The sequence below is a fragment of the Peribacillus sp. SRI_006 genome (assembly GCF_057586375.1).
In genome coordinates, this window is record NZ_JBYCZT010000001.1 from 403,261 (window position 1) to 428,629 (window position 25,369).

General features: G+C 41.7%; 28 protein-coding genes and 1 pseudogene. 26 read left to right on the forward strand and 3 right to left on the reverse strand.

Features of this window, described 5'->3' with window-relative positions; genetic code table 11:
• Nucleotides 1-25 precede the first annotated feature (25 nt).
• Together AC2YHV_RS01975 and AC2YHV_RS01980 are read left to right on the forward strand one after the other, a co-directional pair.
• Entirely contained in the window at nt 26-907 is an 882-nt protein-coding gene (locus AC2YHV_RS01975; RefSeq protein ID WP_057278803.1) for a patatin-like phospholipase family protein, read from the forward strand.
• A gap of 323 nt (nt 908-1,230) precedes the next feature.
• Nucleotides 1,231-1,989: pseudogene (locus AC2YHV_RS01980) on the forward strand (transposase).
• A gap of 118 nt (nt 1,990-2,107) precedes the next feature.
• On the opposite strand, the gene AC2YHV_RS01985 reads toward AC2YHV_RS01980, so the two are convergent.
• Both AC2YHV_RS01985 and AC2YHV_RS01990 read right to left on the reverse strand, forming a co-directional pair.
• Nucleotides 2,108-2,482: an SA1362 family protein gene (locus AC2YHV_RS01985; RefSeq protein WP_048677789.1), complete on the reverse strand. Its 375-nt coding sequence runs from the start codon at nt 2,480-2,482 to the stop codon at nt 2,108-2,110.
• Between the two features lie 136 nt (nt 2,483-2,618).
• On the reverse strand, nt 2,619-3,575 hold the full coding sequence (locus AC2YHV_RS01990; RefSeq protein ID WP_063575690.1) for a DUF1385 domain-containing protein: 957 nt from the start codon (nt 3,573-3,575) through the stop codon (nt 2,619-2,621).
• A 334-nt stretch (nt 3,576-3,909) separates the two neighbouring features.
• Between AC2YHV_RS01990 and AC2YHV_RS01995 the strand changes: the two genes are divergently transcribed.
• The 4 genes from AC2YHV_RS01995 to efp all read left to right on the forward strand — a co-directional run bounded on the left by AC2YHV_RS01995 (nt 3,910) and on the right by efp (nt 6,608).
• Entirely contained in the window at nt 3,910-4,422 is a 513-nt protein-coding gene (locus AC2YHV_RS01995) for a YqhR family membrane protein (RefSeq protein WP_057278801.1), read from the forward strand.
• Between the two features lie 94 nt (nt 4,423-4,516).
• Nucleotides 4,517-4,966: a type II 3-dehydroquinate dehydratase gene (aroQ, locus tag AC2YHV_RS02000; protein ID WP_048677783.1), complete on the forward strand. Its 450-nt coding sequence runs from the start codon at nt 4,517-4,519 to the stop codon at nt 4,964-4,966.
• On the forward strand, nt 4,963-6,024 hold the full coding sequence (locus AC2YHV_RS02005; protein ID WP_057278800.1) for a M24 family metallopeptidase: 1,062 nt from the start codon (nt 4,963-4,965) through the stop codon (nt 6,022-6,024). The genes aroQ and AC2YHV_RS02005 overlap by 4 nt, the downstream gene beginning before the upstream one ends.
• Before the next feature lie 26 nt (nt 6,025-6,050).
• Nucleotides 6,051-6,608: an elongation factor P gene (gene efp, locus AC2YHV_RS02010; RefSeq protein ID WP_034308328.1), complete on the forward strand. Its 558-nt coding sequence runs from the start codon at nt 6,051-6,053 to the stop codon at nt 6,606-6,608.
• Between the two features lie 103 nt (nt 6,609-6,711).
• On the opposite strand, the gene AC2YHV_RS02015 is transcribed toward efp, so the two are convergent.
• Nucleotides 6,712-6,945, reverse strand: coding sequence for a hypothetical protein (locus AC2YHV_RS02015; protein ID WP_487372486.1), 234 nt, complete (start codon nt 6,943-6,945; stop codon nt 6,712-6,714).
• Nucleotides 6,946-7,338: 393 nt separating this feature from the next.
• Between AC2YHV_RS02015 and spoIIIAA the strand changes: the two genes are divergently transcribed.
• The 20 genes from spoIIIAA (at nt 7,339) to recN (ending at nt 25,280) form a co-directional block, all read left to right on the forward strand.
• Complete coding sequence (spoIIIAA, locus tag AC2YHV_RS02020) at nt 7,339-8,271, forward strand: stage III sporulation protein AA (RefSeq protein WP_057278798.1); 933 nt, start codon at nt 7,339-7,341, stop codon at nt 8,269-8,271.
• Nucleotides 8,264-8,779: a stage III sporulation protein SpoIIIAB gene (gene spoIIIAB, locus AC2YHV_RS02025; protein ID WP_063575693.1), complete on the forward strand. Its 516-nt coding sequence runs from the start codon at nt 8,264-8,266 to the stop codon at nt 8,777-8,779. Before spoIIIAA ends, spoIIIAB begins: the two co-directional genes overlap by 8 nt.
• Before the next feature lie 21 nt (nt 8,780-8,800).
• Complete coding sequence (gene spoIIIAC, locus AC2YHV_RS02030) at nt 8,801-9,004, forward strand: stage III sporulation protein AC (RefSeq protein WP_034308319.1); 204 nt, start codon at nt 8,801-8,803, stop codon at nt 9,002-9,004.
• A 23-nt stretch (nt 9,005-9,027) separates the two neighbouring features.
• Nucleotides 9,028-9,408: a stage III sporulation protein AD gene (gene spoIIIAD / locus AC2YHV_RS02035; protein WP_223255841.1), complete on the forward strand. Its 381-nt coding sequence runs from the start codon at nt 9,028-9,030 to the stop codon at nt 9,406-9,408.
• Between the two features lie 30 nt (nt 9,409-9,438).
• A complete protein-coding gene (spoIIIAE, locus tag AC2YHV_RS02040) occupies nt 9,439-10,647 on the forward strand; it encodes a stage III sporulation protein AE (RefSeq protein WP_034308314.1) in 1,209 nt (402 codons plus the stop codon).
• A 16-nt stretch (nt 10,648-10,663) separates the two neighbouring features.
• Nucleotides 10,664-11,272, forward strand: a complete 609-nt coding sequence (spoIIIAF, locus tag AC2YHV_RS02045; RefSeq protein ID WP_034308312.1) for a stage III sporulation protein AF — start codon at nt 10,664-10,666, stop codon at nt 11,270-11,272.
• Nucleotides 11,273-11,279: 7 nt separating this feature from the next.
• Nucleotides 11,280-11,951, forward strand: a complete 672-nt coding sequence (gene spoIIIAG / locus AC2YHV_RS02050) for a stage III sporulation protein AG (RefSeq protein WP_048681803.1) — start codon at nt 11,280-11,282, stop codon at nt 11,949-11,951.
• A 14-nt stretch (nt 11,952-11,965) separates the two neighbouring features.
• Nucleotides 11,966-12,547: a SpoIIIAH-like family protein gene (locus tag AC2YHV_RS02055; RefSeq protein WP_057278796.1), complete on the forward strand. Its 582-nt coding sequence runs from the start codon at nt 11,966-11,968 to the stop codon at nt 12,545-12,547.
• Nucleotides 12,548-13,171: 624 nt separating this feature from the next.
• A complete protein-coding gene (gene accB / locus AC2YHV_RS02060) occupies nt 13,172-13,672 on the forward strand; it encodes an acetyl-CoA carboxylase biotin carboxyl carrier protein (protein ID WP_034308306.1) in 501 nt (166 codons plus the stop codon).
• A 14-nt stretch (nt 13,673-13,686) separates the two neighbouring features.
• Nucleotides 13,687-15,039 carry an acetyl-CoA carboxylase biotin carboxylase subunit gene (accC, locus tag AC2YHV_RS02065; RefSeq protein ID WP_487372487.1) on the forward strand — a complete coding sequence of 451 codons (1,353 nt, stop codon included), beginning with the start codon at nt 13,687-13,689 and terminating at the stop codon, nt 15,037-15,039.
• 37 nt (nt 15,040-15,076) lie between these two features.
• Nucleotides 15,077-15,481, forward strand: coding sequence for an Asp23/Gls24 family envelope stress response protein (locus AC2YHV_RS02070; protein WP_222620245.1), 405 nt, complete (start codon nt 15,077-15,079; stop codon nt 15,479-15,481).
• 450 nt (nt 15,482-15,931) lie between these two features.
• Entirely contained in the window at nt 15,932-16,324 is a 393-nt protein-coding gene (gene nusB / locus AC2YHV_RS02075; protein ID WP_034308295.1) for a transcription antitermination factor NusB, read from the forward strand.
• Nucleotides 16,325-16,393: 69 nt separating this feature from the next.
• Nucleotides 16,394-17,269: a bifunctional methylenetetrahydrofolate dehydrogenase/methenyltetrahydrofolate cyclohydrolase FolD gene (gene folD / locus AC2YHV_RS02080; RefSeq protein ID WP_034308293.1), complete on the forward strand. Its 876-nt coding sequence runs from the start codon at nt 16,394-16,396 to the stop codon at nt 17,267-17,269.
• Nucleotides 17,270-17,408: 139 nt separating this feature from the next.
• A complete protein-coding gene (xseA, locus tag AC2YHV_RS02085; protein WP_057278793.1) occupies nt 17,409-18,761 on the forward strand; it encodes an exodeoxyribonuclease VII large subunit in 1,353 nt (450 codons plus the stop codon).
• A complete protein-coding gene (locus tag AC2YHV_RS02090; protein WP_034308286.1) occupies nt 18,758-18,991 on the forward strand; it encodes an exodeoxyribonuclease VII small subunit in 234 nt (77 codons plus the stop codon). The genes xseA and AC2YHV_RS02090 overlap by 4 nt, the downstream gene beginning before the upstream one ends.
• Before the next feature lies 1 nt (nt 18,992).
• Nucleotides 18,993-19,886, forward strand: a complete 894-nt coding sequence (locus AC2YHV_RS02095) for a polyprenyl synthetase family protein (RefSeq protein ID WP_057278792.1) — start codon at nt 18,993-18,995, stop codon at nt 19,884-19,886.
• A gap of 249 nt (nt 19,887-20,135) precedes the next feature.
• Entirely contained in the window at nt 20,136-22,028 is a 1,893-nt protein-coding gene (dxs, locus tag AC2YHV_RS02100) for a 1-deoxy-D-xylulose-5-phosphate synthase (RefSeq protein WP_057278879.1), read from the forward strand.
• Nucleotides 22,029-22,032: 4 nt separating this feature from the next.
• A complete protein-coding gene (locus tag AC2YHV_RS02105) occupies nt 22,033-22,860 on the forward strand; it encodes a TlyA family RNA methyltransferase (protein ID WP_057278791.1) in 828 nt (275 codons plus the stop codon).
• A gap of 232 nt (nt 22,861-23,092) precedes the next feature.
• The gene (ahrC, locus tag AC2YHV_RS02110) at nt 23,093-23,542 is read left to right on the forward strand and encodes a transcriptional regulator AhrC/ArgR (protein ID WP_034308279.1); all 450 of its coding nucleotides are present in this window, start codon (nt 23,093-23,095) and stop codon (nt 23,540-23,542) included.
• Between the two features lie 22 nt (nt 23,543-23,564).
• Nucleotides 23,565-25,280: a DNA repair protein RecN gene (recN, locus tag AC2YHV_RS02115; protein ID WP_487372488.1), complete on the forward strand. Its 1,716-nt coding sequence runs from the start codon at nt 23,565-23,567 to the stop codon at nt 25,278-25,280.
• The last annotated feature ends 89 nt before the right edge of the window (nt 25,281-25,369 follow it).

Sequence of the window (25,369 nt, forward strand, 5' to 3'; positions counted from 1 at the left end):
AAGACCGGATTAGGGGAGGGCAGCTATGATTATTGACGGCGTTTTTTCCGGAGGCGGGATTAAAGGCTATGGTTTAGTGGGAGCCCTGCAGGAATTAGAAGAAAAGGGATTTGAATTCCATCGAACAGCAGGGACGAGTGCAGGATCCATAATTGCAGCATTCGTAGCGGCTGGGTACACGGGAAAAGAAATGGAAAAGTTTTTTCTTGATATAGATTTAAGCGGCCTGCTGGATAAAAGGCGTGGTCTTTTGCCTATCCCATTTGCCAAATGGCTTCTTTTATACTGGAAACTGGGCCTTTATAAAGGCAACGCCTTGGAAGCATGGGTCGCCGGTAAACTTGCCGAAAGGAATGTAGTCACCTTTAAGGATGTTCGGCCGAAATCACTCCGTATCATAACCTCTGACATTTCAAATGGGAAATTGGTCGTACTGCCTGATGATTTGCCTAATTATGGAATAGACCCGAGCACTTTTCCAGTGGCAAAGGCAGTAAGAATGAGTTGCAGCATTCCGTATTTCTTTGAGCCAGTCAAACTTAATGTCGGAAAAAGCAAGTTCCTTTTTGTTGATGGAGGTGTGTTAAGCAATTTTCCAATGTGGTTATTCAATTCAGATCATGTTAGAAAGGAAAGACCGGTCATTGGCCTGCGGTTAAGCGTCGATGAGATATGGAAACCGCATGAGGTGGATAATGCGGTTGAATTGTTCTCCGCACTATTCAAAACGATGAAAGATGCCCATGATGCTAGGTATATTTCCAAGAAACACGTCCATAATATTGTATTCATCCCGATGAAGGGAATTTCTGCAATGGATTTTAATTTGAATGATGAAAAAAAGGGTGAATTGATCAATAACGGCAGGCAGTGTACGAAAGAATTCCTTAAAAAATGGACTTATTGATGTTAAATAAAAAATCGGGCTCTTAAAAAGAAGCCCGATTCAGACTGTAGACAAACTCGATGAAAATCGAGTTTGTCTACATTTTTTTTGGCTTGTACAAATTTGGACGTTGATTTGCACTTCAGGCACTCGCTTTCCGCGGGCGGTCCGGGAGCCTCCTCGGCGCAATTGCGCCTGTGGGGTCTCCCTTAGACTCGCTATTCCCGCAGGAGTCTCGCACCTTCCGTTCCAATCAACTATGTTTAAAATTTTAGATGGAAACTCCTTTTGCCTACAGTCTTTTTTGTTTTAAAATAGAACTATTAAAACTTGAGGTGATAAGGATGCTTTCGAAACATAATTCTATTCAGCGAGATCAACTTGAAATGATTATTTTAGATCAACTGGTGCCGGCGAATCATTTGGTTCGTAAAATGGAGGCTTCCATTGACTTCACTTTCATTTATGATTTGGTGATAGACATGTATTCAGAGGTAGGACGCCCAAGTATTGATCCAGTTATTTTAGTTAAACTGACATTCATTCAATAAACCTTCGGTATTCGTTCCATGCGTAAAACGATTGAAGAAGTTGAAACAAATATGGCTTACTGTTGGTTCTTAGGCTATGGTTTCCATGATAAAGTACCTCCTACTCCAAGTTCGGGAAAAATTTGAACGACGCTTTAAAGATACAGACCTGTAACAAAACAGTTTGCCTATTCATTCCATGCGGCCGCAGACCGCAACGGTTTTGTACTGGGAACGATTGTAACACCTGGTAATACACATGACAGTCATATTTTGGAGCCACATGTTGAGCAAGTGATTGAGAAAGTTAGAAAACCAGAAGCAGTTGCCGCAGATGCAGCTTATAAAACACCAGCGATTATAAGCTACCTCCATCAAGAGGTAAAACCTATATATGCGAAACGCAAAGAAACGATTGAGCGTGTATTCGCAGATGCAAAAGAAAAGCATGGTATGCGTTGGACTACTTTATGGGGACTTAAAAAATTGTCGATGCAGGCGATGCTTACTTTCGCTGCCATTAATATAAAGAAGATGGCCACTTGGACATGGCAAGGTCCTAAAATGGCTTAACATTGTGGCTCGAAGAGCCCAAATCTCTTATCCTTTGGTCAAAATTTCAAAGGAATTTCAAAAGGGGTTCGGAATTTTTTAATTCCAACCCCTTTTGTCTACAAACTGAATCGGGCTCTTAAAAAGAAGCCCGATTTTTCTTTTTATTCTTTTTCCCTTCGATGACGGTTAAGTGACTATCCGTTTTCTTTCTCCATTTTATTTTCTTTGATGATTTTGCTGCAGAGAAGCTAGCCACATTATCTTTTTTCGAAGTTCGGTTTTTTAGCCTTTTTTTCGATTGGCGGGCAGCCTTTCGGAATGCTTGCTGCTCTTTCTTAACTGGTTTTCCCTTTGTTAATCCGGTATAAATCATATAAATAATCCCTGCGACAATGGCTATTATGAGAATGTTTCTAAAAAAGCCAATCGGGTCATTAAACAGTCGGCTCAATAGTCCGAGGACTCCGAGGGCGATGATTCCGTATATCATGAAAGATATGAAACGTTTCAACAAAGACACCTCCTTAAGAGCATCATAAGCATTTTTAGCTTATTTTAAACATTCTAATTGTAAAATATTTGAAAAAATGAAGATCATTCATTTAGTTAGTATATGATTTTTCATCATCAAAATGTGTATAGATGTTTTACACAATTACATCCGATTCTAAACCTTTTTCGGTCTCTTTTTCCATCCTCAACAGTTCTTGGAAGGATGCCAATGCGACTTCGACTTGATCATCGGTAGGGGCTTTGGTTGTCAATAACTGAAGCCAAAGGCCGGGATAGCCAAGGTAACGCAGGATGGGTGTGTCCCTTACTTTGTTAGTCAACTGCAATACTTCGAATGCTATGCCGAGCACGACGGGGATAAGCAAAATGCGATTGACGACACGAACCCATAGCGGATCTATTGGTACAAGAAGATAGACAAACATCCCTACAATGACGGTAAATAAAATAAAACTGCTGCCACAGCGATAATGAAGGCGGGAACTTGCCTGCACATTTGCAACCGTCAATTCTTTTCCGCTTTCAAAGCAATTGATCACCTTATGCTCTGCTCCGTGATACTGAAAGACCCGCTTGATCAATGGCGTCAAGGAAACTACATAAATATATACGAGCAGTAAGATCAGCTTGAACAAGCTTTCCACTAATACCTGAGCCGTATGGCCACTGAAAATGGGTTCTGTCAATTTTGCGAGGAAGACGGGAATCAAGGTGAAAAGCAATTTCCCAAATAGGAAGGAGATCACACCGATCACGGCAACGCCTAGCCAAAGACTTAATTTAGAGGGGTCTTTCGTCTCTTTTTTCGTTTCGACCTGTTTTTCCCCGTCTTCTTCTTCTTCATACTGTTCAGTTGAAAAGTTAAGATGTTTCGAACCGGTGGCACTTGACTGAATCAGTGATACGATACCCCGTAGAAACGGTATTTTTTTTAAGCGGTTTACAACAGGTTTCGATTCACGCGGCAGATGATAATATACAATCGTCGAATCTTTGCGGCGTACCGCAGTGACTGTGTGATGTTTGCCACCGAACATGACGCCTTCCACTACAGCCTGCCCTCCATAAACGGGTTTTTGAACCTCAGACATTTCTACACCAACCTAATAGTTATTCACGTAGCTCTCTCATGGGTGCTAACATGTGTATTATCAAGCATCACAAGGGTTTAAGGCGGTCCTCCAAAATGGAATGGAAGCTTTATCCCTTACAATTGCTTTTTGAATGTTGAATCACAGGAAGGTATTATCCTGTGTACATTATAAATTTCAACAGAGGAAGGGGATTTTCCTCTGAAAAAAGCAGATTATTTATGATTTAATCATACAGAATTAATCACAAAACCTCTAGTGATTCTCCTCCCCAATAATAAAAAAAAATAGTTCTATTTAACAAAGGGCATACTACGTAGCGGAGGTGTTTGATATGTCTTCTAATGAAAATGGACAAATTCAACAGGAATATCAAAGCATGTTAATCTACAATGTACTTGCTGTCGGTTTTGTTGGGGGGGCTTTAGCCAGTTTTATCGGAATCCTAGCCCATTATGTTAACTTTATGGATTTTAGCCCAAAATTCATATTGACTTCGTGGTCAAATATGACCTGGATCGATCATTGGCTCGGTACGGTAATGACCATGATTTTATTCGGAATTCTATCCGTGGGGATCGCTTTTATATACTATAGTCTCTTTAAAAGGATGAAGAGTATTTTTCCGGGTATTTTTTTGGGGGTGGTCTGCTGGGCTTTACTTGTATTTGTCCTGAAACCGATGTTCATCGATTTGCCAACCTTTTATAAAATGTCAGCAAATACGGTTATAACAAGTGTATGCATTTTTATTATATACGGTCTTTTTGTAGGGTTTTCTATATCATATGATCATCAGGAATATATACGCCATAAAAACAAGGCCGAGAAGCAATCGGAAAGCTGATTGCTTCTTGGTTGTAAAAAAGTAGTAAGACAATTTGGAATTATGATAGAATGTTCATGGAAAGCAATCTTTTAACATGAGCAGGTGTTTGATGATGACAAAAATCTTACTAATCAATGGTCCGAATTTAAATCGCTTGGGGAAGCGGGAACCTGCGCATTATGGATCCTCGACGCTTGCGGATGTGGAAGCGCAATTAATGCTGCAAGCACAAGGGTTAAATGTGGAATTAACCTCTTTTCAAACTAACCATGAAGGAGCGATTATCGACAAGCTCCATTGGTCAGAGGATCATGGGATCGACGGGATTATCATTAATCCTGGGGCTTTTACTCATTATAGTTATGCGATTCGTGATGCAATAGCCGGAATTGATGTTCCAGTGGTGGAAGTGCATATTTCGAACATACATGCCCGTGAAAGCTTTCGACATGAATCAGTGACCGCTGCGGTATCGGCGGGACAGATTGTCGGCTTGGGGATACACGGTTATGAATTGGCGTTGCAGGCGATCACAAAGATTGCAAAGGGGGAAATTAAATGAATAAACTAATGCACTTAAGAGCCTCGATGGAAAAGGTGGGCATTGATGGTTTTTTGATCACCAGTACATATAACCGCCGATACATGACCAACTTCACGGGAAGTGCAGGCGTTGTCCTCATTTCCCAAAAAGAAGCTAAATTCATCACTGATTTCAGATACGTGGAACAAGCGGGCAAGCAGGCACCGGACTATGAAGTCGTTCAACACAAAGGAACCATCATGGAAGAAGTCGGCAAGCAGGCTAAAGCGATGAATATCGGCAAGCTGGGTTTTGAGCAAGAGCACCTGACTTATGCTACATATAAAGCTTATGAAGCGGCCATTGATGGCCAACTTTTGCCGGTGTCTGGGGTTATTGAGAATTTACGCTTGATAAAGACTTCATCAGAGATTAAGATATTAAAGGAAGCGGCTGCTATTGCTGATGCTGCGTTTACGCATATTCTGGATTTCCTGCGTCCAGGGATTACGGAACTGGATGTATCCAATGAACTTGAATTCTTTATGAGGAAACAAGGGGCAACTTCTTCTTCCTTCGATATTATAGTAGCATCCGGCATAAGGTCCGCACTTCCGCATGGAGTGGCTACTGATAAAATCATCGAAAAAGGCGATTTTGTCACATTGGATTACGGGGCATATTATAACGGGTATGTGTCTGACATCACTCGGACATTAGCGGTTGGCAAGCCAAGTGAAGAACTTATTAATATTTATGACATTGTTTTAGAAGCTCAACTGAGAGGAATGGCTGGGATCAAACCCGGTATGACTGGCAGGGAAGCGGATGCACTAACTCGAAATCTAATTGAAGAAAAGGGATATGGGCAGTATTTTGGACATTCGACCGGACATGGAATCGGCCTTGAAGTTCATGAAGGTCCAGCATTATCCTTTAGGTCTGATATCATTTTAGAACCAGGTATGGCTGTAACCGTTGAACCGGGCATTTATTTACCGGGCGTAGGCGGAGTGCGGATTGAAGATGATACAATCGTTACAATTGACGGTAACGAAGCACTTACTCATTCAACTAAAGAGTTAATCATTCTGTAAACATGTACATGTAGGAGGACAAATTTATGATTTCTGTAAACGATTTTCGCACGGGTGTTACGATTGAAGTAGACAATGGAATTTGGCAGGTTATCGAGTTCCAACACGTTAAACCTGGTAAAGGTGCAGCTTTTGTACGTTCTAAACTTCGGAACCTTCGTACGGGTTCAATCCAGGAGAAAACATTCCGTGCTGGTGAAAAAGTTGCTAAAGCACATATCGAAAACCGCAAGATGCAGTACCTTTATGCAAGTGGAGACAGCCATGTATTCATGGATAACGAAACGTATGACCAAATCGAGCTGCCGGCTTCAAGCATTGAACGTGAACTTAAGTTCCTAAAGGAAAATATGGAAGTACATATCATGACTTTCCAAGCGGAAACTCTTGGTGTCGAACTTCCAAACACAGTGGAACTAGAAGTGGCGGAGACTGAGCCTGGAATTAAAGGCGATACATCTTCAGGCGGCACGAAATCAGCCGTACTTGAGACAGGCCTTTCGGTTCAAGTGCCATTTTTCATCAACCAAGGTGACAAACTATTGATCAATACAAATGAAGGTTCTTACGTATCACGTGCATAAATGAAAGAAGGCCGAGATTAATATCTCGGCCTCAAATTGCAGACAAAAAGGTTTCGGAATGGTTTCATTCCGAAACCTTTTTGATTTTTTATGGGATTGGACTTCATGATGACGCAGATGATCTGCTTCTTCCGTATATTCCTGCCAATATGGAGTGCCACCACTTTCTGAAGGTCCTTACTTTCTGTACAACACTGTGATAAAGATGAACGAGTCCTGCACAAATGCAATTGGATGATTTGTACACACGATATTCCTCTTTAATCTCCATTTTACAAGCTGGCACCAGTTGGTCTAAAGTTATGCTGATCGAATCATGATCATGTTTAAAAAGCATCCTCATCTCCTCAAGTTCCCAGTCTGGAAGGTCCGTATGGTCTCATCCCAAACCATGATTTTATAAGAAGACTTGGTTACCCTTCATGTTTTACTTTTTTATGGAGTGGAACCCTCACTGGATTGAAGAAATCTGCGGCACTCCTGCCGAATAACTGGCTAGCCGAGACCCCACAGGAGCTTGCGCCGAGGAGGCTTGGCAGACAGTCGGCGGAAAGGGGGCGGATTTCTGAAATCAACTAAGACGTAGACCGAGATTAATTTCTCGGTCTTTTTTAGATCCAGGAAGTTATAAAAAATCAATAAATGGTCCGTTTCTTTAATAGCCTGTCATCATTGCGTGCTTGTCGGCATATATTTTATTGAAAGTGGTGTATACAGGAGGATTGTCAAAATGGAAACGATTCTTTCTTTTTTACCGAAAAGTTTATACGAGCAACTCCGCGGTATGACACCGATGGTGATCGATAGGATGGAAGAACTGCGAATTCGGGTTGGCAGGCCGCTTGAGGTCATTGTAGGGGGGGAACCATACTTTTTTTCCTATGAAGTGACCCATTCGGATGCAGATCAATTATTGAATAATATAGGTCAATTTTCGTTATATACGCTTGAGGAAGAATTAAAGCGAGGATATATAACCATAGCGGGCGGACATCGGGTGGGGCTTGCTGGCAAGGTGATCCTGGAAAATGGTTCGGTCAAAGCGATCAGGGATATTTCCTCATTCAATATTCGGGTTGCACGTGAAAAAATAGGTGCAGCTGAACCTCTCACTTCATATTTATATGACGGGGAATGGCAGCATACCATGTTGATCGGTGCTCCGCAAACGGGAAAAACGACCATATTACGTGATATTGCAAGAATGATATCCAGTGGTAATGAAAAACTCGGCATTGCCCCTCAAAAGGTGGGGATAGTGGACGAGCGCTCAGAAATTGCCGGATGTGTGCATGGAGTGCCGCAGCTCGAATTCGGAACAAGGGTTGATGTGCTCGATGGATGTCCTAAAGCGGAAGGGATGATGATGATGATCCGTTCGATGTCCCCGGATGTATTGATCGTGGATGAAATAGGCAGGGAAGCGGATACGCAGGCTGTGCTGGAAGCCGTGAATGCAGGTATTAAACTCATGATAACCACGCATGGCCATACACTGGATGAAATCAAGAAGCGACCCATTATCGCTGAAATATTAAAGCAAAACATCTTTGAACGCTTTATTGAATTAAAAAGAAGTAAATCCGGTAGGAGGGGCTACAAAGTCCTTGATGCAGCAGGGGTTCCCATTTACTTGGGAGAAAGTGTGAACCCGCATGTTTAAGTTAATAGGAGCAGCGATAATTATGATAGCGACGACTTGGGCAGGTTTTGAAGCGGCGAAAAAATTAAGTATGAGGCCTCGTCAACTGAGACAGCTGAAAGTCGCCATGCAATCGCTTGAAGCTGAAATCATGTTCGGTCATACACCTTTGAAAGAAGCGGCAAGGAAACTTTCTAAACAGATGGCCAAACCTTTGTCCAGCTTTTTCGATACATTTGCAAATCGGCTCGAGTCAGGTGAAACCACCGTCAAAGAAGCATGGGATGATAGTTTGAAGAAAATATGGCAATCCCTTGCTTTAAAACAGGGAGAATTCGAGATTCTTTCACAGTTTGGGGAGACGCTTGGGAAAAGCGATAAATATCATCAGCAAAAGCAAATCATGCTAACGATGGCACATCTGGAACGGGAAGAAACCGATGCACTCGACCGCCAGGGGAAATATGAAAAAATGATGAAAAGTCTTGGTTTTTTATCAGGGCTATTATTGATCATCTTGCTGATGTAGGAATATGTGGGGGGAATGAAAATGGGCATTGACGTGGACATCATATTTAAAATAGCGGGTGTGGGGCTTGTCGTGGCATTTCTTCACACGATACTCGATCAGGTTGGGAAGAAGGAATATGCCCAGTGGGTGACACTTTTCGGATTTATCTATATTTTATTCATGGTTGCTTCTGTAGTAGAGGATTTATTTCAAAAAATTAAATCTGTATTTCTATTTCAGTAAGGGAGGGATTCGCGATTGAAATCATAAAAATCGTGGCCATTGCCCTAGTTGCCACCTTTTTGGCACTGATCGTCAAAGAGCAAAAACCAAATTTAGCATTCCTGCTTGTTGTTTTTGTAGGATGCTCCATTTTTCTTTTTTTAGCTGACAAGATATACGAAATCATTCTAATGTTAGAAAAAATTGCAGTTAATGCGAATGTAAATACCGTGTATCTAGAGACCATTTTAAAAATAATCGGAATTGCCTATATTGCAGAATTCGCTTCCCAAATTACAAAAGATGCAGGGCAAGGTTCGCTCGCTTCCAAAATAGAATTGAGCGGAAAAATCTTGATTCTTGCCATGGCGATTCCGATTTTGACCGTCATTATCGAAACGATTCTACAGATGCTCCCAAGTTAATGGATTACTCCTAGTCAATGAGGTGAATGTATGAAGCAGCGGATGCCTTACTTATCCATACTATTCGTTTTACTCTTTTTTTTGCATGCATCTATTGGACAAGCTGCCGAGAATCCAGAAAATGGTGAAGTTGATCAAGAGCCGATCATGCAGTCCGAACTGGTACAAGCCCAAATAGAAAGGCTGGGCGTCGATGAGCTCAAACAATATTGGGATGACATCGTTACGGAATATGGAGGATTCTTACCGGAAAGCCAGAAAGGGAGCTTCATGGATTTTGTAAGCGGCGATAAGAAATTTTCATTTGATGAATGGATAAAGGGAATCACAAAATTCATTTTTCATGAACTGCTCGTGAATGGAAAGCTGCTGGGGTCACTCATTTTATTAACCGTTTTCAGCATGTTCCTCCAGTCTTTGCAGAATGCGTTCGAGCAAAGCTCCGTAAGTAAGGTCGCTTATGCAATCGTTTATATGGTGCTGATCATTTTGGCACTTAACAGTTTTCATGTGGCGATTGAATATACAAAAGATACGATAGATTTGATGATTTCCTTTTTAATGGCGCTCATCCCTTTACTCTTGGCATTGATAGCTGCTTCAGGCGGACTTGTATCGGCAGCCTTCTTTCATCCGGTATTGATGTTTTTGATGAATACAAGCGGCATCTTGATTCAGTTCGTCGTCCTTCCGTTATTATTCTTTGCAGCGATTTTAAGCATAGTCAGCACGTTGACCGAACATTACAAAGTGACACAGCTGGCACAACTTCTCCGTAATTTTGCCATCGGGATCCTTGGAGCATTCATGACCATATTCCTTGGTGTGATCTCCGTTCAGGGAGCATCCTCAGCTGTAGCTGACGGAGTGACGATCAGGACAGCCAAATTCGTGACAGGTAACTTTATACCGGTCATAGGGCGCATGTTTACCGATGCAACGGATACGGTCATTAGTGCCTCCGTCCTTTTGAAAAATACAGTGGGATTGTCAGGCGTCATCATTCTCTTGCTCATTACCACATTTCCTGCCATAAAAATCCTGATGATTTCTTTTGTCTATAAATTGGCAGCGAGTCTTTTGCAGCCGCTGGGCGGAGGACCTGTAATAAAATGCCTTGACATCATAAGTAAAAGCATGATTTATATTTTCGCCGCATTGGCCATTGTCTCACTCATGTTTTTTTTAAGTATCACGGTAATCATCGCCTCTGGAAACATTACCCTGATGGTTCGTTAGAAAGGAGGAGGACTTGGTGAGCTTTTTAGCTGGCTGGGTATCCAACATCATCATATTTGTACTGCTGGCTACTGTGATCGATATGCTTCTGCCGAATTCAGCTTTACAGAAGTATGCCAAAATGGTTATCGGGCTTTTACTGATTGCAATCATCATCACTCCTATATTGGGATTATTCAATAAGGATTTCGATGATATTCTCACTGCGGCCACTAGTGAATTTGAGGATCAGAAAAAAAAAGATTTAGGAAATTTGACAGAAATGAAGAAAAAAGAAATACAAGCTACCCAGGGTGCATATATTTTAAAACAAATGGCTGTTGACTTACAGGCAGAAGTGGAAGAGGAGCTGATGGCGGATTATAACATGAGGATTAGTTCAATTGATGTAGGGGTCAAGAATGAGGAAGAGCCGGGTGTTGATGATCTGCAGAACATAACCATCTCATTGGAAAAGGCAGAAGGGAAAGAAAACTCGGAGATAGAGGCAGTAGCGAAGGTTGATATCAATACAGATAGCCCATCCACTTCTAATGATGCCAATCTGGATGCTGTCAAAAGGTTTCTGGCAACAAGTTGGTCTGTTGATGAAGAGATCATTGAAATCGCCGGGGAAAGGAAGTGACTGAGTATTGAACAAAGACAAAGGTCCATTATCCTGGCTGCAAAAACTATTAAATAAAGACCCTGACCAAAAAGAGCCTAAGGAAAAAAAACCTTCCCTGTATGTCTATGCTCTAATCGTTGTCCTTTTGGGATCGGGAATCATGATGGCCGGGAATTTGTTAACCACCAACAAGACGGGACAAACATCTGAAGTGACGACTGTATTCAATAATGATAAACAGCAGGAAGAAGATGGGGATGTTGAAACATTCGGCCAGAAGAAATCAGAATTCAAGACTACAAAAGACTATGAAATATATCTACAGAATGAAATGAAGGAAGCACTAGAATCCATCGCAGGCGTCCAGGATGTGAAAGTCGTAATCTACGTCGATGCATCCGAGAAAAAAGTATATGAAAGAAATAAAGTCACCCAAAAACAAGTCACTGAAGAAACCGACCAGGAAGGCGGCAAAAGGACGGTCGAAGACACATCCGTTGATGAACAGCTAGTTTTGGTCAAGAGCGGTGAAAAAGAAGGACCGATCATTTCCGAAACGAAAAAACCTAGTGTACGAGGAGTCCTGGTAGTCGCAAAAGGGGCCGAAAACATTCAAATAAAGAAGTGGATCATCGAGGCTGTCACACGCTCACTTGATGTACCGAGTCACAGGGTTTCTGTCATGCCTAAAAAATAAGGGGGAAAATCTACATGTTATTAAAAAAACAAACCGTTTGGTTATTGACTATGCTAAGTCTGGTCGTTGTGCTTTCAGTCTATTATTTAACCGCTCCTGAAGAAAATGCCGCCGATATGACGGCAACAGAGCAAATGGAAAAGGAAGAAAATAAAACAGAGAACAAAGCAGAGACAAAAGGGGAAAACAAAAGTGAAAAAGAAACTTCCAAAAATACAGAAGGTTCCTCTGTAACCATTGCATCTGGAGATGAGTTCGAATCGTTAAGGATGCAGATTGAAGATGAACGGGCGAAGCTGAATGAAGAATTGACTGCAAAGATGGGCAACACAGAACTATCAGCTGAAGAAAGAGACGAGGCTTATGCAAAAATCGAACAATTAAGTGAAACGAAAGTGAAAGAAAATATCATCGAAAACTTAATTGTTGCCATGGATTACAATGCCGCACTGGTCCGGGTTGACGGGACGGATGTTAAGGTGAGTGTCAAGGCGGATAAACAAACGAAAACAGAGGCAAATAACATTATTCGCCTCGTAAGGAAAGAAGTGAGCGATGCACAAAATGTAGTGGTCGATTTCCAACCGGAAAAGTAAACACACATACAGAAAAAAGTGACTGATACAGAACAGTTCAACCTCATAAAAATTTGAAAGCCCCCTTAATAAAAAAATGGGAGGCTTTTTTATTATGATTTTTTAAACGATCTCACAAACCTGGAAACTTTAGAGGAAAAGCTTTTTTATGTCGATTGGAATCAGGAACTCAAATAGAAATGGTGATAATGATCATCCGTAATATTCTAGAAAAGTAATTACAATGGATATTATGGCTGGTTTTCCAGGAATGAAATGCAAAATTAAAGAGCAAGCGTTAAGGTGCCCAAGTTGATATATATTCACAATATTATAATAAAGGTGTAAGATGGAAGTATGGATATTCAGTAACAATTAATCTATCATTGAATTTGTATAAGCTAATATTGTATGATGTTAGAAGCTGGTCATAAACTTTTCAATTTTCTTAGGGAAACAATATTTTGAGAAAGTGAAATATCTGTTATAATACAGATGGGGTTTGTAGTCAGTTTATTCGCATTCGCGTAAAGAAAGCGGCTACTTTGTGCAGTATTGGACAAAGTAGGATAAGCTAAGGGTAGGGTTACATAAAATATTATTGCCTCACAAACTCATATTAAATTAGACAAGGGGTGCCACAAAATGAAAGTGCAAGAAATTCGTGAAATTATTAAGTTAGTCGATCAATCAAATATCGGTGAATTCGTTTTCGAAAATGAAGGAACGAAAATTAAATTGAAAAAAACCGAAACGGGTACAGTATTACACCAAGCAGCAGTTGCTCCAGATGTTGTTCAAGCCAATGCAGCTGTAGAGGTCAAGCCCGCAGCGGCCCCTGCCCCTGAAGTACCGAAAGCTGTTGAACCTGCAAAACCGGCTGCAGCCGTCACTGAACAGGAAAATTTACATAAAATCACTTCCCCTATGGTAGGGACATTCTACCAATCTCCTGCACCGGATTCACCTGCATACGTAAAAGCAGGCGATAAAGTAACGGGGGATTCCATCGTCTGCATCGTGGAAGCCATGAAACTTTTCAATGAAATCGAAGCTGAAGTAAGCGGTGAAATCGTTGAAGTCCTTGTAAAAGAAGGTCAGCTTGTAGAATATGGTCAACCATTATTTTTAGTAAAGCCGGAATGAGGAGCTGTTTCTAAATGATTAAAAAGGTATTAATTGCCAATCGCGGGGAAATTGCTGTCCGTATCATCCGGGCATGCAAGGAGTTAGGAATCGAGACTGTTGCTGTCTATTCAGAAGCAGATAAAGAAGCATTACATGTTCAAATTGCTGATGAAGCATATTGCATCGGTCCTAAATTATCAAAAGAAAGTTATTTAAATAAAACCAACATTATCAGCACTGCCAAGAAAACGGGATCCGATGCAATTCATCCGGGATATGGTTTCCTAGCTGAAAATGCCGACTTTGCCGAGCTATGCCGTGAATGCAATATCATTTTCATCGGTCCTAGCCCTGAAGCGATCAATAAAATGGGTACAAAGGACGTAGCAAGGGAAACCATGCGCAAAGCTGGTGTACCGATCGTGCCAGGTTCTAAAGGCATAATCAAAGATACGGATGAGGGTGTAGCACTAGCTAATGAAATGGGCTATCCAGTCATCATCAAAGCTACTGCAGGCGGAGGCGGTAAAGGTATCCGCGTCGCAAGGACGGAAGAAGATCTCATTAAGGGCATTAACATCACACAACAGGAAGCCGCGACGGCATTCGGGAATCCTGGCGTGTATATTGAAAAGTTCATCGAGGACTTCCGTCACGTTGAAATACAGGTCATGGCAGATAATCATGGCAACGCCATCCATTTAGGTGAGCGTGATTGTACGGTTCAAAGACGTTTGCAAAAACTTGTTGAAGAAACCCCGTCACCGGCGTTGGATGGTGAAATACGTGCGGAAATGGGGCAGGCCGCTGTGACGGCTGCACTTGCCGTAAACTATTCAGGAGCCGGAACAGTAGAATTTATTTATGACTATGTGAATAGAAAATACTACTTTATGGAAATGAATACACGTATCCAGGTTGAACACCCAGTTACAGAAATGGTAACGGGCGTGGATTTGATTAAAGAACAGATTAAAGTTGCTTCAGGCAACAAACTATCGCTTTCGCAAGAGGATGTCACTTATAACGGATGGTCTATCGAATGCCGGATCAATGCCGAAAATCCAGAAAAGAATTTCATGCCTTCCGCAGGTAAGATTCAAATGTATTTACCTCCAGGCGGCTACGGGGTTCGTGTGGATTCTGCGGCATACCCTGGGTACTCGATACCGCCGTATTACGATTCCATGATCGCTAAATTGATTGTCCATGCACCGACTAGGGAAGAGGCAATCGAGAAGATGAAACGCGCCTTGGGTGAGTTTGTCATTGAAGGGATCAGTACCACAATTCCTTTCCATATTAAGTTACTTCAGCATGAACAATTTGTTTCCGGGGAATTTAATACCAAATTCCTTGAAATATATGATGTAATGAACTCATAATGTAAAGGAAGACAGGAGGTGCTTTTGAATGAGTGAAATGGAAGGCCAATTACTCGAAATGAATGATTATAATAGTGGGCTGGGCAAAGTTGAGATTGCGCCTGAGGTGATAGAGGTGATTGCGGGTATCGCTGCATCGGAAGTTGAAGGTGTTGCACATATGCGTGGGAATTTCGCTACGGGTGTTGTTGAAAAGCTTGGTAAAAAGAACCACGGTAAAGGTGTTAAAGTGGACTTAACGGGAGAATCCATCAAAGTCGAACTTTATTGTGTCATGAAGTTTGGTGTTTCAATTCCGAAAGTTGCTCAGGAAGTGCAAGATAACATTCGTGAAGCTTTGTTGAATATGACCGCTATCGACGCTGGCGAAGTGAACATTCATGTAGTGGGCATTGCGTTTGAAAACGCTAAACAAGAAGCGGATTACGAACAAGAAGTGTAAGTGGGCTTCATTCGATTCACACCAGCAAAAACCCGGCAAAAAGCCGGGTTTTTGTTTTTTTGAAAGTAAACTCCAAGATACCCGTTTTTGGAGCCTGCTTATAATATTAAATTTAAATGAACATAATAAGGCGGTGTCTGGAAATTTCCCTTTAATTCAAGGGTGATTTCTGTTAGAGTGTAAAAGGTGAAATATGAGCATGAAAGCTAGGCAAGAGCTTTTTGACACTTTCAAAAAGTATGGGACTGTGTTGGCCGTTTAAATGGAAAGTAATCTTGAGATGTAATCTTGAATCAAGATATTGAATATTTTGGCCTTTAATTTAGTGGGATTTAGCTTGTTTTTATAAAAAATATGGCGAGAATCTTAATATTTTTGAAAAAATGTTATTTAATGTTCGTTTGTTCTAGCATTTTCATATATAATAGTAGATGTAAAAGGAGTAAGATTATGAAAAGAAGAGAAGCCCGTGAAAAGTCCCTTCAAGCACTATATCAGATAGATATTGCCAACTCGAATGCAGAAGAAGCAATGGAAAGCGTACTGGATGGTGCTCCCACTGATAATTATTTCAAGAAATTAGTAATGGGGATAACGGAAAATCGTGAACAAATTGATGGAATGATCAGGGACAATTTAGAGAATTGGACGTTGGAAAGACTGGCGAACATTGATCGGAATTTACTGCGGATCGCGGTTTATGAAATGGTTCACAGTGAAGATGTTCCTGTAAGTGTTGCAATGAATGAAGCTATTGAAATTGCTAAGAAATTCGGTGATGATCAATCAAGCAGCTTTGTAAATGCCGTTTTATCCAAAGTGAAGGTGAAAAGCGGCAGCTAAAGCTGCAGCCTTGAACAAGGATTCTCTCAGCAATTTCTTTAGCAAAATTAACTTGGGAGGAATAAACAAATGTCAGCTCAAATCATTAATGGTAAAGAAATTGCAGAGTCAGTTAGGCAGGAAATCAGTAAGGAAGTTCAACAGTTACGTGAAAAAAATGTCGTTCCGGGTTTAGCTGTAATCCTGGTGGGTGACAATCAAGCATCTCAAACTTATGTGCGCCATAAGCAAAAGGCCTGTGAGGACTTGGGTATGCATTCCGTACTAATTAAAAAGCCTGCGGATCTCTCTCAGGAGGAATTAATTCAGAGCATTGCTGAATTAAATCAGGATGACAGCATTCATGGTATATTGGTGCAGCTGCCCTTGCCTGGACATATTCAGGAAAAGGCGATTATTGAAGCGATTTCCCCTGAAAAGGATGTAGATGGATTCCACCCGATTAATATTGGGCGGATGATGACGGGACAAGATGCATTTTTACCTTGTACTCCGTACGGCGTCATGGTGATGCTTGAGTATATCGACTATGACCTTGAAGGTAAGCATGTTGTCATCGTAGGGAGAAGTAATATCGTCGGAAAACCAGCCGGACAATTGTTTTTAAACGCAAATGCAACCGTTACATACTGTCATTCACGGACAAAGGATCTTGCTTATTATACCAAGCAAGCCGATGTTGTTGTGGCAGCGGTCGGAAAGAGGGACACGATCACGAGTGACCATATTAAAGAAGGCGCAATCGTCATTGACGTCGGAATGAACAGGAATGATGAAGGGAAGCTTTGCGGTGATGTGGCGTTTGATGAAGTGAAAAATAAGGCTTCATACATTACACCTGTTCCTAAAGGCGTTGGTCCCATGACGATTACGATGCTTATGAAGAATACGGTCAAATCTGCTCAAAAAGCTCTTGAATCAAACAAGCAAGCATTAAAAAGCTGAAAAAAACGTTAAATTATTTTAAAGAAGCGGACCTCTTGTTTTATAATAACGGGAGACCGCTTTTTTTCCATTCATGGATTTATGATAATCTATAGGTGAGTTTTCTTTATATCCGATTTCCATCGGAAGGAGACATTATATGAGCAACCAACAATATTTGAGTGTGTCGGCTTTAACGAAGTACATCAAAAGGAAGTTCGATGCCGACCCCCATTTGCAAAATGTATACATAAAAGGTGAAATTTCAAATTTTAAACAACATACAAGCGGACATATGTATTTTACTTTAAAGGATGAGAAGGCACGACTTCTCTCCGTCATGTTTGCCGCCAATAATAAAGGCATGAAATTCCTTCCTGAAAATGGCATGAAGGTACTTGTTAAGGGTGATATATCATTATATGAAGCTGGAGGACAGTATCAGCTTTATGTGAAAAGCATGGCCCCTGATGGTGTGGGGGATTTATATCTTGCTTATGAACAGCTGAAGAAAAAGCTGGAGGGGGCAGGCTTGTTTTTGGCCGAACACAAGAAGCCGATCCCGCAGTACCCTAAGTCTGTAGGGGTCATAACTTCGCCGACCGGAGCTGCATTAAGAGATATCCTGACAACCATCAAGCGGAGATATCCGATCGCCAGGATCATCGTTTATCCAGCACTTGTACAAGGGAATAATGCCGCTAAATCGATTGCCAAGGCAATTTCCATGGCGAACGCAAGGGCGGAAAGCGATGTTCTCATTGTCGGAAGGGGCGGCGGGTCGATCGAGGAACTATGGGCCTTCAATGAGGAGATAGTGGCTGAATCTATATATGATTCCGATATACCTGTAATTTCTGCTGTCGGTCACGAAACCGACTTTACGATTGCTGATTTTGTCGCCGATATGCGTGCTCCTACACCGACTGGTGCAGCAGAGTTAGCGGTTCCTCACTTGAATGAAATACTCGAACGCCTGATGAACCGCAAGAATCGATTGACCCGCTCCATTCAAGAAGCAGTGAATTTTGAACGAACCCGTTTGACCAGGATGGAGAGGTCTTATGCCTTCCGTTACCCACATAAAATGTACGAACAGAAGCTGGAACAACTAGACAAGACGATGGACAGGCTAGGGAGGACCAGCACGCGATATTTCATGAAAAAGAGAGATGAGCTGAATCAGCTGAACGATATTTTGAAAAAGCAGCATCCTGAACAAGCGGTGAAAAATGCGAAAGATGAACTGCAGCAGCATGCAAAGGTTTTACGGAGGGCCATGGAAGCCATCTATCGGCATAAATCTCAGCAGTTCGTCCATATTACAGCCACTTTATCTGCTCTCAGTCCACTAAAAATCATGGAACGGGGCTATGGATTGGTTTTTGCTGAGGATGAGACATTAGTAAAAAGTACACAGCAAGTATCAAAAGGGGATAAGATAGCGGTTTCGATAAAAGATGGAACTCTTGAATGTGAAATTAAAGAAATTAAGGAGCGGATTGAATCATGACAAAAAAACAGGAAGCTACATTTGAAGAAGCGATGGAGAATCTCGAAAAAATTGTAGAGCAGTTGGAAGAAGGCGATGTGCCCTTGGAAGAAGCCATTTCGATATATAAACAAGGGATGGATTTATCAAGGCTTTGCCATTCAAAGCTTAAGGCTGTTGAAGATCAGTTGACTCAAATTTTACGCGAAGATGGGGAACTTGAAAACTTTGCTGTACAGGAGGAAGAATGACATGGGTACGGCGTCCTTTGAAATGTTTTCTAATGAATATAAGGCAATTATAGAACGGGAAATCGTCGAATATGTCAATAAACTTAAAGCCCCGGCAGTAGTCAAAGAAGCCATGATCTATTCACTGCAGGCAGGGGGTAAACGGATTCGCCCATTATTGGTCTTTGCGGTTTTGGAGGCATTTGGAAAAAGCTTGAGGATAGGGATTCCTGCAGCGGCTGCCATTGAAATGATTCATACATATTCTTTGATTCATGATGACCTTCCGGCAATGGATGATGATGATCTCCGCCGCGGAAAACCGACGAATCATAAAGTGTTCGGTGAAGCGGTGGCCATACTGGCAGGTGATGCACTTCTTACTTATAGCTTTCAATTGGTGACGGATATGACCAATCCCGAGGTCACGGCTGAAATGAAGCTGAACCTTGTAAGTGAAATTGCGAAGTCCGCCGGAGCCGAAGGAATGGTTGGGGGGCAAGTTGCCGATATGGAAGGTGAGAATAAACAGCTGACCCTTCAGGAATTGGAGTATATACATGAACATAAAACAGGGAAGTTATTGACTGCAAGCATCCTTTCCGGTGCTATATTAGCAGGGGCGAGTGAAGAACAGCAACTGCATTTACGTGACTTTGCATACCACCTGGGGCTTGCTTTTCAAATTCGCGATGATATTCTGGATATTGAAGGGTCAGTCGAGTTGATCGGCAAGCCGGTTGGCAGTGATGTGGGGAATCATAAAAGCACATATCCTTCTTTACTAACCCTTCAAGGGGCAAAGCAAAAGTTGGAACATCATATAGAACTTGCCCATGCCGCTTTAGGAAAAACAACCTTACAAACGGGTTTGTTGAATGAACTAACTGATTTAATTGCGAACCGTAATCATTGATTGTGGCTAAATTTGTTATCAATTGAGGTTTTGTGGTATACTCATTGTGCAAAAATATGTGAAAATCAAAATGAATTTTTTAATTGAGATACGTGATAAAATAGGTATAATAAGCCGCCGAAATCACCTGGGTGTTGGCGGCTATTTTTTAACTTAAAACCAATTTTTCGGTCAAGTCTTCCATAGCCCTCTTTCATGAGGCTTTGTTTATGCTAACCACCGAAAATGACAGAAAGTGAGTGGTCCTGTTTGGATCTTCTATCTATAAAAGACCCTTCTTTTTTGAAGAAGATGAATAATGAAGAACTTGTCGAGTTAAGTGTGGAAGTACGGAAATTCCTTGTGGAAAAATTATCGGTGACCGGTGGGCACATTGGTCCCAATTTAGGTGTCGTCGAGTTGACTATAGCCTTGCATAAAGAATTCGACAGTCCGAATGATAAAATTTTATGGGATGTCGGACATCAATCCTATGTCCATAAAATCCTGACTGGCAGAGCAGGAGAGTTCGACACCTTAAAGAAATATAAAGGTCTTTGCGGTTTTCCTAAAATGATTGAAAGCCCCCATGATGTTTGGGAAACCGGTCACAGTTCGACTTCCCTTTCAGCTGCAATGGGGATGGCGGCTGCACGTGATATCAAAGGGGAAAACAGCTTTATTTTGCCTGTAATCGGAGACGGTGCCCTAACAGGGGGGATGGCGCTTGAAGCGTTGAATCATATCGGTGATGAAAAAAAGGACATGATCGTTATCCTGAATGATAATGAAATGTCCATAGCCCCCAATGTAGGTGCCTTACACACGATATTGGGAAGATTGCGGACAGCAGGTAAATATAACTGGGCAAAAGATGAATTGGAGCTGCTTTTGAAAAAAATTCCTGCAGTCGGTGGTAAACTTGCGGCTACAGCTGAACGTTTGAAGGATAGCATGAAATATTTATTGGTATCAGGAATCTTTTTCGAAGAACTCGGATTCACTTATCTTGGACCAGTAGATGGACATAATTATGAAGAATTGCTTGAGAATTTAAGATATGCCAAGAAAACGAAGGGACCGGTCCTGCTGCATGTCATCACGAAAAAAGGCAAGGGATATTCTCCTGCCGAGTTGGACACAACCGGGAACTGGCATGGGACTGGCCCATATAAGATCGAGACAGGTGATTTCGTGAAATCCCCTAGTAAGGGTCCCGCTTGGAGCGCTCTCGTAAGCGATACTGTCAGCAGGCTAGCCCGTGACGATGAGCGGATTGTCGCGATTACACCTGCAATGCCCGTAGGTTCGAAATTGGTGGGCTTCTCTCAAGAGTTCCCAGAGCGTTTCTATGATGTAGGGATTGCCGAGCAGCATGCTGCAACTTTTGCAGCCGGATTGGCAACGCAAAAAATGAAACCATTCCTGGCTATATATTCAACCTTCCTGCAAAGGGCTTATGACCAGGTGGTGCATGATATTTGCCGTCAAAATTTGAACGTATTCATAGGAATCGATCGTGCCGGATTGGTTGGTTCCGATGGTGAAACGCATCAAGGCGTTTTCGACATTGCTTTCTTGCGCCACGTACCGAATATGGTGCTGATGATGCCGAAAGATGAAAACGAAGGCCAGCATATGGTCAATACGGCCTTAAAATATAATGATGGTCCGATTGCCATGCGTTTCCCTCGTGGGAATGGTTGGGGAGTAGAGATGGATGCTGAATTACAGCAGATTCCGATCGGTTCGTGGGAAGTTCTTAAAGAAGGAACGGATGCTGCCATCTTAACTTTCGGCACAACGATTCCCATGGCTCTTGAAGCGGCAGAACTGCTCGAGAAAGAGGATTATTCAGTGAAGGTGGTCAATGCCCGGTTCATTAAGCCTTTGGATGAGAACATGCTAAGCAGTCTCCTTGGTGAAAAAATGCCAATCCTGACAATAGAAGAAGCGGTTCTTCAAGGTGGTTTTGGTAGTTCTGTTCTTGAATATGCTCATGATCAAGGATTTTATGGGGCAATTATAGATCGAATGGGGATACCTGATTATTTCATTGAACATGGAAGCGTCGATGAACTTCTTGAAGAAATCGGTCTGACGACTGATACAGCCATCAAAAAGATTAAAATGATAACACCCAAAAAAGAAAAAAGGGCCTGAAAATATGAAAGTGATGAAAGAAAGAGTGGATGTATTACTTGTAGAACAAGGCTTGGCCGATACACGTGAAAAAGCGAAGCGTATGGTTATGGCAGGCCTTGTCTACGCGAATGAAGAGAGATACGAAAAACCGGGGGAAAAAGTGCCGGTCGATCTAGAATTCACGATCAAAGGAAAAGTCATGCCTTACGTTTCAAGAGGCGGTCTTAAACTTGAGAAGGCATTAAGGGAATTCGATTTACAAGTGAATGGAAAAATACTGCTTGATATCGGATCATCAACTGGCGGGTTTACGGATTGTGCTTTGCAAAATGGCGCCATAATGTCTTATGCGCTTGATGTCGGCTATAATCAACTTGCCTGGAAGCTTAGGCAAGATGAGCGGGTAAAAGTAATGGAAAGAACCAATTTCCGTTATGTTACACCCGCCGATCTCGACGGGGAGATGCCAAACTTCGCAAGCATTGATGTTTCCTTCATCTCGCTTACGTTAATTTTACCGGTACTAAAGACCTTGCTCGTCCCGAATAGTGATGTCGTTGCCTTGGTTAAACCGCAATTCGAAGCCGGGAAGGATCAAGTGGGTAAAAAGGGGATTGTTCGTGATCCCAAAATCCATAAACAAGTGTTGGATAAGATCATTTCTTTTTCTTTAAAGGAAGGCTATGATATTAAGGATGCCTCCTTCTCACCGATTACCGGCGGTGATGGAAATATTGAATTTTTACTTCACTTACACTGGCAAGGGCCGAAGGAAGATGGAGCATTATTGCTTTCGAAAACGGTTGATGACATCGTTGGAGAGGCCCATGCCCAATTTAAAAAAGAATAGCTAGAACTTTGTATGGCTCCTTTGGCTGAATGGTTGGCTAAAGGAGCTTTTTGATTATGCATTGTCGTCATGGAATTGAGTGGATACATAAAATAGGTAAGTGCAAAAATTAGACTTGTATTCATTTTAGAGAAAAAAGTTGTACAATTGCATAAAAATCCGATAACATTAATATTGAAAGTGATACCATTACCATTAAATGAGCAACAGTTGAGAAGAGGTGCTTCTACTTATGAATAAAGGACAACGACATATAAAAATAAGGGACATTATAACGAATAATGATATCGAAACACAGGATGAGTTAGTTGAAGAATTGAAATTAGCTGGATACAATGTAACTCAAGCCACCGTTTCAAGGGATATTAAAGAGCTTCACCTTGTAAAAGTTCCTTTAACGGATGGAAGGTATAAATACAGTCTGCCGGCCGACCAACGTTTCAATCCACTTCAAAAATTAAAGAGAATCCTTGTCGATGCCTTTGTACGCATTGACTCAGCCAACAATTTGCTGGTTATGAAAATGCTCCCGGGTAATGCCCAGGCCATCTGTGCATTGATTGATAATTTAAATTGGCAAGAAATACTCGGGACGATCGGCGGCGACGATACATGTTTAATTATCTGCCGTTCCGAGGAAGATGCAAAGATCATTTCCGGCAAATTCTTGGACATGCTCTAATAATGTTGTGAGGTGATCTAGTTTGTTAACAGAACTATCGATTAGGAATTTTGCGATCATAGACAGCCTGTCCGTTTCATTTGAGAAAGGCTTGACGGTCTTGACAGGAGAAACAGGGGCAGGGAAGTCAATCATAATAGATGCCGTTCATCTCTTGGTTGGGGGACGTGGTTCTGCAGAGTTCATTCGGCATGGTGAGTCGAAGGCTGAAATAGAAGGATTATTCCAAATTGAAGATGAAAAACACCCGGTCTTTGCCAAAGCGGAAGAGTTTGGCCTGGATATGAATGATGGGATGGCGATACTTCGAAGGGATATCTCACAAAGCGGTAAAAGCGTTTGCAGGGTAAATGGGAAGCTGGTGACGATTTCCACTTTACGTGAGATAGGGCGAACATTGATAGACATCCATGGTCAGCATGAACATCAGGAATTAATGGATGAACGACTCCATCTTCCGCTGCTCGATCAATTCGGCGGTGAAAAAATCGCATCTGCACTCACTGAATACCAAAAGCTATATAAACGATATGAAACCGCTTCTAAACAATTGAATGGTTTGAGCCAAAATGAACAGCAAATGGTCCACCGCCTTGATTTGATCCAGTTTCAATCCGATGAAATCCAAAAAGCTGATTTGAAATTACGCGAAGATGAAGAATTGATGGAAGAACGGAAGAAAATTAATAATTTCGAAAAAATCCATGAAGCGCTGCAAACCAGTTATAATGCTTTAAATGGTGAGCAGCATGCAATTGATTGGCTTTCCGTAGCCATGAATAATTTGGAGGAAGCGGCAGGGCTTGATGAAGGTTTAAAGCACAGCTCTGAAACCGTTTCAAATAGCTACTTCCTGCTCGAAGAGGCTGTGTCAAACATCCGGGACCAATTGGACTCTTTGGATTATGATACAGAACGTGTGGAATTCATTGAAAGTCGACTTAATGAAATAAATCAACTAAAGCGTAAATACGGACGGACCATCGAGGAAATCCTGGAATATGGGGCCGCAATTGAAGAAGAAGTCGAAAAGCTGCAAAATAGGGAAACCCATATCGCGAAGCTTGAAAAGGAAATGAAATCCATCAAGGCAGATCTTATCGTCGAAGCAAAGAATCTGTCTGAACTTCGCCAGAAATTCGCTCAGCAGCTAACCAAAAAGATTCATCAGGAATTAAAGGATCTATATATGGAAAAAACAATTTTTGAACCTCATTTCCTTCAGACAGCCTATACTTTCGATGAATTGTCAGATAGGGGCATTAATCAGTCAGGGCTGGATTCAATGGAATTTTATATTTCCACCAATCCAGGTGAACCGTTAAAACCTCTTTCTAAAATCGCATCTGGTGGAGAACTGTCAAGGATCATGCTGGCTTTGAAAAGCATTTTCTCCAAGCATCAAGGGATAACGTCGATTATATTTGATGAAGTGGATACAGGTGTGAGCGGACGGGTTGCACAATCCATTGCCGAAAAGATTTATAAAGTGGCAACTGGATCACAAGTTTTGTGCATATCCCATTTGCCACAGGTGGCAGCCATGGCGGATACTCACCTTTTCATAGCGAAAAATGTAAGGGCCGGACGCACGAATACCTCGGTCAAGCCGCTAATTGAAACTGAAAAAATAAAAGAAATTGGCAGGATGATTTCGGGAGTAGAGATTACGGACTTGACGAAACAACATGCCAATGAATTAATCCAGCTGGCCAAAAGGCTGAAGATTACATCTTGATGGGCCTGTAAGAAGATTATTTAAACTTATCATAAGCATTCATTGTAAAGCTATCCAAAAACGGATAGCTTTTATTTTTTGCACCTGTT